Below are 13,276 nucleotides of genomic sequence, written 5' to 3'. Positions count from 1 at the left end.
ACCTTACCAGATCCGTTTCCGTCTCCGGCCCCCTGTTGGAGCGGGGTTGACCGTCCGGCTTTCGCTTTTCGGTCTTTCCGACTTTAGCAGATCCGGGCCGCACCGTTTCCGGTTCGGACTGGTATTCCGCTTTCCCCGTCGGAGGGGTTTGCCTCTCGGCTTTTTCCGACTTTATCAGAAGTCGATCGACTGAATTAATCGACCGGACTTCCGGTATGTGATCGGATGCGCCTCGCCGATGTGAATTCCGGCCGAAGCGGAGAAGAGACTATCCGTCGCGGTCGAACCATGTCTAGTTCGTGGCAACCGTTAGAATCTACCTCCCCATGACGCCCGTGTCAACGGTCGCTGGGGAGGAGATGAGATTAGCAGGTCAGAGGGGTCTTCCGCACATCAGGCGGCGGTCGGCAGGGATGCCTCGCGGTCTGTCGGGGCGATGTCCCCGGTCTCGCCTGCGCGTACGGCGCGGCCGCCGAGCACATAGACGTACAGCAGGAACGCCAGCTCTGCGGCTACGCCGACGGTGATGCGGGCCCAAGTGGGCAGGCCGGAGGGGGTGACGAAGCCTTCCAGGGCGCCGGATACGAAGAGGACGGCGGCGAGGCCGATGGCGACGCCGAGTGCGGAGCGGCCCTCCTCGGCAAGGGCCGTGCGGCGGGTGCGGGGACCCGGGTCGATGAGCGTCCAGCCGAGGCGCAGGCCGATGCCGGCCGCGACGAAGACGGCGGTCAGTTCCAGGAGACCGTGCGGGAGGATCAGGCCGAGGAAGGTGTCGAGGCGGCCCGCCGAGGACATCAGGCCGATGCCCACGCCCAGGTTGAGCATGTTCTGGAAGAGAACCCACAGGACGGGGACGGCGGCGAAGGCGCCCAGGACCAGGCAGAGGGCCACGGCCTGGGCGTTGTTCGTCCATACCTGGGCGGCGAAGGCCGCGGCGGGGTGGCTGGAGTAGTACGTCTCGTACTCGCCGCCGGGGCGGGTCATGGCGCGGAGGTCCTCCGGGGCGCCGATGGTGGCCTGGACCTCGGGGTGGGCGGCGATCCACCAGCCCAGGAGGGCGGCGACGGCGGTGGAGAGGACCGCGGTGGGGATCCACCAGTGGCGGAGGCGGTAGACCGCTGCGGGGAAGGCCGTGGTGAAGAAGTGGGCGGCGTCGCGCCAGGAGGACTTGCGGGCGCCCGTCACCGCGCTGCGGGCGCGGGCCACCAGGGAGGTGAGGCGGCCGGTGAGGGCGGGGTCCGGGGCGCTGGAGAGGAGGAGGGAGAGGTGGGTGGTGGTGCGTTGGTAGAGGGCTACGAGTTCGTCGGCCTCGGTGCCGGTGAGGCGGCGTTTGCGGCGGAGGAGGGATTCGAGGCGGTCCCATTCGGCGCTGTGGGCCGTGACGAAGACATCGAGGTCCATCGGGGTCGCTCCTCGTAGCGCCGGGGGTGGTTCCGGGTCAGCTTGGCAGACTGGGCGCGATCGGGGTGGGGTGGGCGGGAGTTGCCGGGTGCGGGAGCGGAGAGGGAGTGGGCGCGGTGAATGAGCTCGTCACGGGTGAAGCGGTGGTGCTGGGGCTGCGACCGGCGCGGTTGCCCAGTCGGGGGCTGGCGGTGCTGGTGGATCTGGCCGTGGCCTGCGGGGCGTATATCGCGGTGTCGTTGGTGCTGGTGAGCACGATGTCGTCCATGGACGGTGCCGTGCTGGCGGCGGCTTCGGTGGCGGCGTTCGTACTGGTGCAGGTCGGCATACCGATTGTGATCGAGACGGTGAGCCATGGGCGGTCGCTGGGGAAGCTGATCTGCGGGCTGCGGGTGGTGCGGGAGGACGGGGGGCCGATCCGGTTCCGGCATGCGCTGGTGCGGGGCGCGATCGGTGCGTTGGAGATCGTGCTGACCATGGGCGTCGTCGCGTCCATCGCGTCGCTGGTGTCGGCGCGGGGGCGGCGGCTGGGGGATGTGTTCGCCGGGACGCTCGTCGTACGGGAGCGGATTCCGGTGGAGGAGGGGAGTGCGGAGCTGCCGGCTGCGGCTCCTTGGCTGGTGGCGGAGGTCGGGGGGCTGGATCTGTCGCGGGTACCGGATCGGTGGTGGCTGACCGTACGGCAGTACCTGGGGCGCATCGAGCAGCTGGATCCGCAGGTCAGTGGGGCGATGGCGGGGCGGCTGGCGGAGGACCTGCGGGGGTTCACCGGCGTGACGGCGCCCGCGGGGGTGCATCCGGTGGCCTATCTGGCCGCGGTGGTGGGTGAGCGGCAGGCACGGGAGGCGCAGCGGGCGTTCGGGGCGGCCGGGGGATGGTGGGCGGAGCCGGGCGAGGGGGCGTCGGGCCTTCCGGCGGATGCCGGCGCGGCCGCTCCGGCCCCGACGGCCGCGGCGTCTGCCGTGGGTGCGGGGGACGGTGGGCGGTGGGCGGCGCCGGGCGGGGCCGCGGATGCGGACGGGGAGCCGTCAGTGGCCGGGGGCGGGGGCGGGCGTACGGGGCCGGAGACGGTGGCCGAGGGGCACGGCGGCGAGGGCGGGGCCCTGGGGACGGCCGCAAGCGGGTACGCGTCGGGGCATGGTCAGCCGGTGGCGGAGCGGCGCGGCGGGGCGGGCCGAGGTGGCGAAGCGGCGCCGCGTACGGGGTTTGCTCCGCCTGCGTGAGGCGGGGCGCCCCGGGCGCGTGCGGGGGCGTCAGGTGAACGTCGACGGTGGGGATTCGAGGGATTCGAGCTCGATGCCGGGTGCGGCCAGGACGACGTCGCCGGCGATGTGGACGGTGTGCTGCTCGCCGGTCTCGAGGTCGTTGACCTGGTATTCGTCGGCGACGAGGGGGGCGTTGTCAGTGGCGTGTGGTGTGCTTCTGATCAGGGCCCAGGACTGGTCGAGGGTGCGGGGGGCGAGCACGGGGGGTGTGAAGGCCACGAGACGGGTGCGGACGGCGCCGGCGCCGAGGGCGGGGCGCAGCAGGCGGGCGGTGGCGATGAGGAAGGCGGGGGACGCGCCGGTGAAGGCGTGGGCGCGGACGTTTCCTTCGGTGGCGTGTTCGCCGGTGGGGTCGGTGCGTACCCAGGTGACGCCGTCCAGGGCGGCGCCGCGGACCTGCCAGGCGGCGGCGTGGAGTTCGAGGCGGAGGGGGCGGCCGAGTTCGTCGAGGGTGAGGTCGACGGAGCCGGCGTGATCGCCGGAGGGGGTGGTGATCTGCGAGACATAGCGCCAGCCGGAGGGGCCGGTGGCGCAGTGGAAGTGCTCTTCACCGAGGGGGGTCTGATCGTGCGGATCGTGGAGCGAGTAGTGGCCGCGGGGCATGGGGCTTGCTGTCCTTCGGGCTGCGACGGGCCGGTGGGGTCGCCGGTGGGGTCGGGGATCTTACGGGCCAGGCCCCCGCCGTGAAGGGCGAGGGCCTGGCTTTCCGGGGTCACCGGCTGCTGGTGGGTGCCAGTCGCCGACCGTGGGCGGCGCGGTGCTCAGCGGCGCCGACGGCCGAGGGCCGGCTCAGTAGCGGTAGTGGTCCGGCTTGTACGGGCCCTCGACCTGGACGCCGATGTAGGCGGCCTGCTCCGGGCGCAGCGTGGTGAGCTTGACGCCGAGGGCGTCGAGGTGGAGGCGGGCGACCTTCTCGTCGAGGTGCTTGGGGAGCACGTAGACGTCGGTCGGGTACTCCTCGGGCTTGGTGAACAGCTCGATCTGGGCCAGGGTCTGGTCCGCGAAGGAGTTGGACATCACGAAGCTGGGGTGGCCGGTGGCGTTGCCCAGGTTGAGGAGGCGGCCCTCGGACAGGACGATCAGGACCTTGCCGTCCGGGTGGGTCCAGGTGTGGACCTGCGGCTTGACCTCGTCCTTGACGATGCCGGGGATCTTGGCGAGGCCGGCCATGTCGATCTCGTTGTCGAAGTGGCCGATGTTGCCGACGATCGCCTGGTGCTTCATCCGCGCCATGTCCGACGCCAGGATGATGTCCTTGTTGCCGGTGGTGGTGATGAAGATGTCGGCGGTCTCGACGACGTCCTCGAGGGTGGTGACCTGGTAGCCGTCCATCGCGGCCTGCAGGGCGCAGATCGGGTCGATCTCGGTGATGATCACGCGAGCGCCCTGGCCGCGCAGGGACTCCGCGCAGCCCTTGCCGACGTCGCCGTAGCCGCAGATCACGGCGGTCTTGCCGCCGATGAGGACGTCGGTGGCGCGGTTGATGCCGTCGACGAGGGAGTGGCGGCAGCCGTACTTGTTGTCGAACTTCGACTTGGTGACGGCGTCGTTGACGTTGATCGCCGGGAAGAGGAGGTCGCCGTCGCGCTGCATCTCGTAGAGACGGTGCACGCCGGTAGTGGTCTCCTCGGTCACGCCGCGGATCTCGGAGGCCGCCTTGGTCCACTTCTGCGGGTCCTCGGCGAGGGTGCGGGTGAGCAGCTGCAGGATGGCGCGGTGCTCGTCGCTCTCGGCGGTCTCGATCGCGGGGACCTTGCCGGCCTTCTCGTACTCGACGCCCTTGTGGACGAGGAGGGTGGCGTCACCGCCGTCGTCGAGGATCATGTTCGGGCCGCCGGTGGGCGAGTTCGGCCAGGTCAGGGCCTGCTCGGTGCACCACCAGTACTCCTCCAGGGTCTCGCCCTTCCAGGCGAAGACCGGGACACCCTGCGGGTTGTCGGGGGTGCCGTCCGGGCCGACGGCGATGGCCGCGGCGGCGTGGTCCTGGGTGGAGAAGATGTTGCAGGAGGCCCAGCGGACCTCGGCGCCGAGCGCCACCAGGGTTTCGATCAGGACGGCGGTCTGCACGGTCATGTGCAGCGAGCCGGTGACCCGGGCGCCGGCCAGCGGCTGGGCGGCGGCGTACTCCTTGCGGATCGCCATCAGGCCGGGCATCTCGTGCTCGGCGAGGGTGATCTCCTTGCGGCCGAAGGCGGCGAGGGACAGGTCGGCGACCTTGAAGTCCTGGCCGGTGGCTGCTGTCGTCATGCGGGCTGCTCCTCGAGCGTCGCGTGGTTTCGGGCTTGGGCAGTCTGCGGCGCGGGCTGGGGATCTCCCCAGCAATAGCTGGCGGAAGGAGCGTACGCGGAGGCGGACACACCTCTCCCCTGGCCGCAGCGCAGTCCGTCGGAGGCCCTCTCTCCCTCGGCCGGTCCGCGGAGCGGGCCGACCGACCGCCATCAGCAGCGACGTCTGGCACTGGTCACGAATCTACACCGATCGGTCCGGTGAGCCCCAGCCCGGAGGGGCCGTTCCGGGGCAGGAACGGGGCCGGTTCCCGGTGGTGGTGGCCGGAAAGGGCGGGTCGTCCGCGGTCTCGTGCGCGGCAGGGGGCGGCGTCCGGGGGCTTGGCCAGCGGTTACGGGTGCTGCAGGATGCCCGTTGCGCGGCACGGGTGAACCGTGGTGCAGCCGCGCCGAGGTGTGTAAGGAGAACCACGTGACGACGAGTCCAGCCGATCCCCCCAAGGACGCGGGGAAGGGCGGGCAGGGGCTGAAGCTGCTCGCGGTGACGGCCTGCCCGACCGGTATCGCCCACACGTATATGGCCGCGGAGAAGCTGACCCGGGCCGCGGAGTCCCTCGGGCATGCGATCAAGGTGGAGACGCAGGGCTCCATCGGGGTCGAGAACGCCCTGTCTGACAACGATGTCAAGGACGCGGATTTCGTCATCATCGCCGCGGACAAGGAGGTGGACCGCGGCCGGTTCGCCGGCAAGAGGGTGCTGGCCGTCGGGGTCGCGGAGGGGATTCACCATCCCGAGCGGCTGATCGAGCGGGTACAGAGCGCGCCGGTGTACGAGGGCGGTGGGCCGGCGGCGGCGGAGAGCGGCGGCGGCAGGGAGCGGAGCGTCGCGTACAAGGCGCTGATGAACGGGGTCAGCTACATGATCCCGTTCGTGGTGGTCGGCGGACTGCTGATCGCGATATCGCTCGCGCTGGGCGGGCATCCGCAGGCCGACGGCGGTCTGGTCATTCCGGACGGGTCGTTCTGGAAGCACGTCAATGACATCGGTGTCATCGGCTTCACGCTGATGGTGCCGATCCTGTCCGGCTATATCGCGTACGCGATCGGCGACCGGCCGGCGCTGGTGCCGGGCATGATCGGCGGCTGGATCGCCAACACCGGTGCGCTGTACGACTCCAAGGCGGGCGCCGGCTTCATCGGCGCTATCGTCACCGGCTTCCTGGCCGGCTTCCTGGTGCGGTGGATCAAGAAGGTCAAGGTCCCCAGGTTCGTCCAGCCGATCATGCCGATCATCGTGATCCCGATCGTGGCGACGACGGGGCTCGGGCTGTTCTTCATCTACGTCATCGGTCGGCCGATCTCCTGGGTGTTCACGCACCTCACCGGCTGGCTCGGCGGGATGACCGGGTCGAGTGCGATTCTGCTCGGTGCCGTCCTCGGCCTGATGATCGCGTTCGACATGGGCGGCCCGGTCAACAAGACGGCGTTCCTGTTCGGAGCGGGGCTGATCGCCTCCGGCAACCAGACCGTGATGGGCATGTGCGCCGCCGCGATCCCGGTGATGCCGCTGGGGCAGGGGCTGGCCACGCTGGTCCGTAAGCGGCTCTATACGGAGCAGGAGCGGGAGACCGGTATGGCCGCGCTGTTCATGGGGCTGTTCGGGATCTCCGAGGGCGCCATCCCGTTCGCGGCGGCGCGGCCCGCACAGGTGATTCCGGCGAACATGCTCGGCGGCGCGGTGGCCGGTGCGGTCGCGGGAATGGCCGGGGTGTCGGACGCGGTGCCGCACGGCGGGCCGATCGTGGCGGTGCTGGGCGCGGTCGGCGGGGTGCCGGTGTTCTTTGTGGCGGTGGTGGCCGGGACGGTGGCCACGGCGCTGGCGACGGTGGCGCTGGTGGATGTGTCGGAGCGGCGGAAGGGGCGGCGGGGCGCGGTGAGCGCGGCCGGCGTCGTGGCCGCGGACCGGCCGGAGTCGGAGCCGGCGACGGTGGGGGCCGGGGCCGTAGCGGCGGTAGCAGCTGGTGGTGCGGCTTCTGGTGCCTCCACCGGTTCTCGTACGGCTACGGAAGACGGTTCTCCTGCGGCCGCAGGAGCCGGTCCTCGTACGGCCACGGAAGCGGACGACGAAGAGGACGGCAAGGGCGGCGCCCCCGACGTGCTGTCCGGCTACCTCACCGCGCAGACTGTCAGGACACAGCTCACCGCCGACGACAAGGAGGCGGCCATCCGCGAACTGGCCGGGCTGGCGGCCGGGACCGGCAAGGTGGCGGACGCCGCGGAACTCGTACGGGTCGCGCTGGCCCGGGAAGCGCAGGGCACCACCGGACTCGGTGAGGAGATCGCCATTCCGCATGCCAAGACGGATGCGGTGACCGCACCGGTCGTCGCTTTCGCGCGGTCCGCGGACGGGATCGAGTGGGGTGCGCTGGACGGGACCCTGGCCAGGCTGGTCTTTCTGATCGCGGTGCCGGAGGCGGCGGCCGGGGACGAGCATCTGCGGATCCTGGCGCTGCTGTCGCGGAAGCTGATGGATACGGACTTCCGGGCGCGGCTGCAGGGGGCGGAGGACGAGGCGGCGGTGCTGCGGGTGCTGGGTGAGATCCGCTAGTTCCGTCAGATCCGTCAGATCCGCTGGAACCGCTGGAACCGCTGGATCCCCTAGGGATTGATCGAACAGATCCCCTAGGGGATGCGAGCACCCCTTGCAGGCCACAACGCGGCGGGCGCGGGCGGTGTTCCCGTTGCTCGCCGCGTATCGGCACGGCACGGCTCGTCGGCACGGCACGGCTCACCGCGTGTCGGCACGGCTCGCCGGGTGATCCACAAGGTGCAGCCGGAGACGAGGCGCCGCCCGGGACGAGGCGCCGCCCGGGCCCGTACGGCGAAGGCCCCCGCGCTCGCCAGGAGTGCGGGGGCCCGTGTGGTCACCGGGTGGCTCAGCGGCCGCCCGGTGTCGCCTCCGGGTCGGGGCCCGCGGCGGCTGCGGCCTCGCTGTAGATGTCCGGCTCCAGGTAGATGACGCGGGCGATCGGCACCGCCTCGCGGATCCGGACCTCGGCGGCGTCGATGGCCTTGGCGATCTCGGCGGCGGTGTCGTCGTGCTCGACCGCGATCTTGGCAGCGACCAGCAGTTCCTCGGGGCCGAGGTGGAGGGTGCGCATGTGGATGACGCGGGTGACGACATCGCCGTCGACGATCGCCTCGCGGATCCTGGCGACCTGCTCGGGGCCGGCCGCCTCGCCCAGCAGCAGCGACTTGGTCTCGGCGGCCAGGACCAGGGCGATCAGCACCAGCAGGGCGCCGATGCACATGGTGCCGATGCCGTCCCAGACGCCGTTGCCAGTGACGAGGGTGAGGACGACTCCGAAGAGGGCGAGGACCAGACCGACCAGCGCGCCGAAGTCCTCCAGGAGGACGACGGGCAGCTCGGGGGCCTTGGCGCGGCGGATGAACTGGCTCCAGGTCTGCTTGCCGCGCAGCTCGTTGGACTCCTTGATGGCCGTACGGAAGGAGAAGCCCTCGGCGAGGACGGCGAAGACCAGGACGCCGACCGGCCAGAACCAGTTGTCCAGCGGATGCGGGTCGTGGATCTTCTCGTAGCCCTCGTAGAGCGCGAAGACGCCGCCGATGGTGAACAGGACGATGGAGACCAGGAAGCCGTAGATGTAGCGCTCGCGGCCGTAGCCGAAGGGGTGCTCGTCGGTGGCCTCCCGCTTTGCTCTCTTGCCGCCGAGCAGCAGCAGGCCCTGGTTGCCGGAGTCCGCGATGGAGTGCACGCCTTCGGCCAGCATCGAGGATGAGCCGCTGAAGGCGAAGGCCACGAACTTCGCTACGGCGATCGCCAGGTTGGCGCCCAGCGCCGCGACGATCGCCTTTGTCCCGCCTGATGCGCTCATGTGTGCCGCGTGTCCCTTCCGTCGACCGGGCTTTACCGCCCCTTTAATGCCGTGCGGCGGTCATTGTTGCAGCCCGGCACCTCGGCGGCGCCATGAGGCCAGCATGCGGCCATGTGGGGGAGCCCCCAGAGGGGCGGAGCACACCATGTGATCGCCAAGACGCTGCCCGGCTAGGCCACCACCGTAGCCCGGAAGAGAATGCCGTCCCCGGAGAGGGTGATCCGTTCACCGGCGGGGACGAAGGCGGATGCGCCGGGGGCGAGGGTCAGGTCCGGTGAGGTGGCGCTCGCCAGGCGGACGGTGCCTGCCGTGCACAGCAGGACCTGTGGCGTACGGGCCTCCAGCGGGCGGGGCGCGGCGCCGGGGGCGAGGACGAAGCGGGAGAGGCGGAATTCGTCGATGGGGGTTTCGTAGGTCTCCTCGCCGTTGATCGCCTCGGGGCGCAGGACGGCCGGGTCGCCGGCCTCGAAGCGGACGATGCGCAGCAGTTCGGGGACGTCGACGTGCTTGGGGGTGAGGCCGCAGCGCAGGACGTTGTCGGAGTTGGCCATCAGCTCGACGCCGAGGCCGCTGAGGTAGGCGTGCGGGATGCCGGCGCCGAGGAACAGGGCCTCGCCGGGCTGGAGTTGGACGTGGTTGAGGAGCATGGCGGCGAGCACGCCGGGGTCGCCCGGGTAGTGGTGGGCGATGGCGGCGTAGGCGGCGTAGTCGGCGGCGTGGGGGCCGCCCTCGGCGGCGAGGCGACCGGCCGCGGTGGCGGCGCGTTCGACGGTGTCGGCGATCGCGCCGTGCTCGGCGGCCAGGACGGCGGTCAGCACCTCGCGCAGCGCGGACTCCTCGGGGCTGGCGCGCAGGATGTCCACGTACGGCTTGAGGTCGTCGACTCCCAGGCCCTCCAGGAGGTCGGCGGCCCGGTCGGGGTGGCGGAAGCCGCAGAGGCCGTCGAAGGGGGTGAGCGCGCAGATCAGCTCGGGTTTGTGGTTGGCGTCCTTGTAATTGCGGTGCCCGGCGTCCAGCGGGATGCCGCGGCGCTCCTCGTCGGCGAAACCTTCCTTCGCCTGGGCCAGGTCGGGATGGACCTGAAGGGAGAGCGGCGAGCCGGCCGCGAGCAGCTTGAGCAGGAAGGGCAGCCGGGGGCCGAAGGCGCGGACGGTCTCGGCGCCCAGTTCGGCCTCGGGAGCGGCGTCGATCACCTCGGCCAGGGAGACGGGCCCCGCGCCGCGGTCTATCCGGGAGGGGGCGCCGGGGTGGGCGCCCATCCACATCTCGGCCTGTGGTGCGCCGGTCGGCTCGACGCCGAGGAGCTCCGGGATGGCGGTGGTGGAGCCCCAGGCGTAGGGGCGCACGGTGTTGGCGAGGCGGTCCATGGGGCTGCTGCTTCCTGGTGTGTCGTTCGTTGCCGCTGGGCGTCGTGCGTGCCGTGGGGCGTCGTGGCGCGGTGTCCGTACGGCCGGCCCGGTGCCGGTTGCGGCCCGGGTGCCGGTTGCCGTACGGCCGGATGTCCTACGGCGGCCGCTGGGCGCGTTCGCCCAATGATCACTCGGTGTCGGCGAGCGCCAGGTAAACGGCGGCGAAATCCGTGATGGCGAGCAGTTCCGTGGCGCTCTCCAGCTCGCTGCCGCTCTCCGGCTGGAGCTCGCTGAGGGCGGTCTCGCATTCGTCGGCGAGCTCGTTGGCGGCGCGGGTGGCCGACAGCGGTCCCGCCTCCCGCCGGTCGCGCAGCAGCAGGATCCTGGCGTGCAGGGCGCCGGGCTGTTCGACGCGGTCGCGGAAGAAGTCCTCCGGGTCGGCGCCGGCGGCCAGCGCGCCGGCCAGCAGCGGGCGGTGGGTGGTGAGCGCCTCGGGCAGCTCGGCGGCGAGCGCGGGGATGCCCGCCAGTCCGGCGAGCACGGTCGCGAAGTGCCTGCCGATGGCTCCGGCGACGGTGCCTTCGGTCCAGATCAGCGGCAGCGCCTCGGCGAGGTCGGCGGCCAGGGTCTTGGCCGGGTTGGTGTACGTGGCGATGGCCGGGCCGCAGCGCTGGGAGAGCTGGTCGAGGTGGTCGGCGAGGCGGGCGAGCGCTTCGGGCGGCGCGGTGAGCAGGCCGATCCGGTCGGCGAGCGCCAGCAGCGGGATGAGCAGCGACCAGAGGGTGCCCGGGGCGGCCGGGGGCGCGCCCTCGACGTCGAATTCGGTGTCGTAGGGGGTGGTGGCCAGCGGGACGGTGAGGCCGCGGGCCTGGGTGACGGCGTCGGCGAGCGGGCTGCCGGCCGGGGTGACGGCGACGACGGCGCAGCCGCGGCGGTAGGCCTGCTCGACCAGCTCGGCGAGGCCGGAGTCGGAGCCGTCGGGGCCGGCGAGCAGCAGCAGGTCCAGGGGGCCGGTCCAGCCGGGCAGCGTCCAGCGCAGGGCGCCGGGGCGGGGGGCGACGCCGGTGGGCGGGATGAGGGTGACCGGGGCGCTGCCGCCGCCGAGGGCGCTGAGGAGTTCGGCGACCGTGGAGGCGGCCGGGCCCGGTCCGGCGACGAGGACGGCGCGCGGCCGTCCGTCGGGCGTCAGGTCGTGAATGCCGGCCTCGGCGGCGCTGCGGGCTGCCGTACGGACCCGGGCGCCGGATTCGGCCACGCCGCGCAGCAGTCCGTAACGGTCGGCGCCGGCCAGCGCCTCGGGAGTGTCAAGGAGCGACTCGTCGAGCATGGTGGGCGCGGCCTCCGTTCGCCGGTTCGGGCGGGGGAATGCCGGGCGGCGCCGGGGCGGGCCCGGCGCTTCCCGGTCAGGCGGGGCGGCGGGCCTCGTCGACGAGGAGTACGGGGATGCCGTCCCGGACGGGGTAGGCGAGACCGCAGTCGGCGGAGGTGCAGATCAGCTCGGCGGGGTCGGCCCCGGTGCGGTCCTCGAGCGGCGCGTGGCACGCCGGGCAGGCGAGGATCTCGATCAGGCTGGCTTCGACCGGCATGAAGACTGCTCCTTCGGGGTGATTGCGGCGTGGCCAGCGTACCGCCGGAGTGGGGTACGGGTCCTGCTCGGAGGGGATTTACGGAGGTGGGAGGGGGTGCCGGGGGCCGGGCGGGGGCCTTGTGACGCCGACGGCCGGCGCCCGCCACCCGGCCCGCCCGGCTCTAGCCCCTGATCACGGAGAGTGCCTCGTCCCGTACCCGCGCGACGGTTGCCGCGTCCCGGGCCTCGACGTTCAGGCGGATCAGGGGTTCGGTGTTGGAGGGGCGGACGTTGAACCACCAGTCGGCGGCGGTGACCGTCAGTCCGTCGAGCTCGTCGAGGGTGACGCCCTCACGGTTCTCGTACGCGGTCCTGATGGCGGCGAGGCGGCCGGCCTGGTCGTCGACGGTGCTGTTGATCTCGCCGGAGGCGGCGTAGCGGTCGTACTGGGCCACCAGCTGCGAGAGCGGTCCCTGCTGGCCGCCGAGGGCCGCCAGGACGTGCAGGGCGGCGAGCATGCCGGTGTCGGCGTTCCAGAAGTCGCGGAAGTAGTAGTGGGCGGAGTGCTCGCCGCCGAAGATGGCGCCGGTGCGTGCCATTTCCTGCTTGATGAAGGAGTGGCCGACGCGGGTGCGGACCGCCTTGCCGCCGTTCTCCTTGACGACCTCGGGGACCGACCAGGAGGTGATGCAGTTGTGGATGATCGTTCCGCCGGGGTGCTTGGCGAGTTCGCGGGCGGCGACCAGGGCGGTGATCGCGGACGGGGAGACCGGGTCGCCGTTCCCGTCCACGACGAAGCAGCGGTCGGCGTCGCCGTCGAAGGCGAGGCCGAGGTCGGCGCCGGTCTCGCGGACCCGGGCCTGGAGGTCGGTGATGTTCTTGGGGTCGAGGGGGTTGGCCTCGTGGTTGGGGAAGGAGCCGTCCAACTCGAAGTAGAGGGCGTCGAGTTCGAGGGGCAGGCCCTCGAAGACCGTCGGGACGGTGTGGCCGCCCATGCCGTTGCCCGCGTCCACGACGACCTTCAGGGGGCGGATGCCGGTCAGGTCCACCAGCTCGCGCAGATGGGCGGCGTAGTCGTCGAGGACATCGCGCTGGGTGACGGCTCCGGTGGCGGCCACCGGCTCGGGGGCGCCGTTGTCGGACCAGTCCTCCACCAGGGTGCGGATCTCGGCGAGGCCGGTGTCCTGGCCGACCGGGGCGGCGCCCGCGCGGCACATCTTGATGCCGTTGTACTGCGCCGGGTTGTGGGAGGCGGTGAACATCGCGCCGGGAAGGTTCAGCGCCCCACTGGCGTAGTAGAGCTGGTCGGTCGAGCAGAGCCCGATCTCGGTGACGTCCGCGCCGCGGGCCGCCGCGCCGCGGGCGAAGGCGCGGGCCAGGCCGGGCGAGGAGGGCCGCATGTCGTGCCCGGTCACGATCGCGTCCGCGCCGGTGACCTGGACGAAGGCCGCGCCGAACAGCTCGGCCAGGGTCTCGTCCCACTGGTCGGGGACCACACCGCGCACGTCGTACGCCTTGACGATCTGCGACAGATCGGTCACTGCCAGCCCTCCTGGAGTCGCTGAGTCGCTAC

The 13,276-nt window shown here is 71.9% G+C and carries 10 protein-coding genes; 2 read left to right on the top strand and 8 right to left on the bottom strand.

Translation table 11 applies throughout. The annotated features are described in order from the left end of the window. Nucleotides 1-393: 393 nt before the first annotated feature. Nucleotides 394-1,401, bottom strand: coding sequence for a stage II sporulation protein M (locus ADL29_RS15330; RefSeq protein WP_053924206.1), 1,008 nt, complete (start codon nt 1,399-1,401; stop codon nt 394-396). A gap of 116 nt (nt 1,402-1,517) precedes the next feature. Here ADL29_RS15330 and ADL29_RS15325 point away from each other — a divergent pair, with 116 nt between their 5' ends. Continuing rightward, entirely contained in the window at nt 1,518-2,624 is a 1,107-nt protein-coding gene (locus ADL29_RS15325; protein WP_053924217.1) for an RDD family protein, read from the top strand. A 30-nt stretch (nt 2,625-2,654) separates the two neighbouring features. Here ADL29_RS15325 and ADL29_RS15320 read toward each other — a convergent pair whose 3' ends face one another. Together ADL29_RS15320 and ahcY are read right to left on the bottom strand one after the other, a co-directional pair. Then, nucleotides 2,655-3,269 (bottom strand): hypothetical protein, encoded by a 615-nt coding sequence (locus ADL29_RS15320; protein ID WP_053924205.1) that lies wholly within the window; start codon nt 3,267-3,269, stop codon nt 2,655-2,657. A gap of 186 nt (nt 3,270-3,455) precedes the next feature. Next, nucleotides 3,456-4,913, bottom strand: coding sequence for an adenosylhomocysteinase (gene ahcY, locus ADL29_RS15315; RefSeq protein ID WP_046927752.1), 1,458 nt, complete (start codon nt 4,911-4,913; stop codon nt 3,456-3,458). A gap of 519 nt (nt 4,914-5,432) precedes the next feature. Here ahcY and ADL29_RS15310 point away from each other — a divergent pair. Then, nucleotides 5,433-7,499: a fructose-specific PTS transporter subunit EIIC gene (locus ADL29_RS15310; RefSeq protein WP_245689424.1), complete on the top strand. Its 2,067-nt coding sequence runs from the start codon at nt 5,433-5,435 to the stop codon at nt 7,497-7,499. 328 nt (nt 7,500-7,827) lie between these two features. On the opposite strand, the gene ADL29_RS15305 is transcribed toward ADL29_RS15310, so the two are convergent. The 5 genes from ADL29_RS15305 to ADL29_RS15285 all read right to left on the bottom strand — a co-directional run bounded on the left by ADL29_RS15305 (nt 7,828) and on the right by ADL29_RS15285 (nt 13,244). After that, nucleotides 7,828-8,787 (bottom strand): cation diffusion facilitator family transporter, encoded by a 960-nt coding sequence (locus ADL29_RS15305; RefSeq protein ID WP_053924203.1) that lies wholly within the window; start codon nt 8,785-8,787, stop codon nt 7,828-7,830. 170 nt (nt 8,788-8,957) lie between these two features. Continuing rightward, entirely contained in the window at nt 8,958-10,154 is a 1,197-nt protein-coding gene (gene manA, locus ADL29_RS15300; protein WP_053924202.1) for a mannose-6-phosphate isomerase, class I, read from the bottom strand. Nucleotides 10,155-10,323: 169 nt separating this feature from the next. Next, nucleotides 10,324-11,463 carry an SIS domain-containing protein gene (locus tag ADL29_RS15295; RefSeq protein WP_053924201.1) on the bottom strand — a complete coding sequence of 380 codons (1,140 nt, stop codon included), beginning with the start codon at nt 11,461-11,463 and terminating at the stop codon, nt 10,324-10,326. Between the two features lie 76 nt (nt 11,464-11,539). Further along, entirely contained in the window at nt 11,540-11,722 is a 183-nt protein-coding gene (locus ADL29_RS15290) for a Trm112 family protein (RefSeq protein WP_046927747.1), read from the bottom strand. Between the two features lie 163 nt (nt 11,723-11,885). After that, nucleotides 11,886-13,244, bottom strand: coding sequence for a phosphomannomutase/phosphoglucomutase (locus ADL29_RS15285; RefSeq protein ID WP_053924200.1), 1,359 nt, complete (start codon nt 13,242-13,244; stop codon nt 11,886-11,888). Nucleotides 13,245-13,276 lie beyond the last annotated feature (32 nt).

The sequence above is a fragment of the Streptomyces chattanoogensis genome, from assembly GCF_001294335.1.
GTDB lineage: Bacteria > Actinomycetota > Actinomycetes > Streptomycetales > Streptomycetaceae > Streptomyces > Streptomyces chattanoogensis.
Note: the sequence above shows the minus strand (reverse complement) of the source record. Positions and strands in the feature narration are given on the sequence as shown.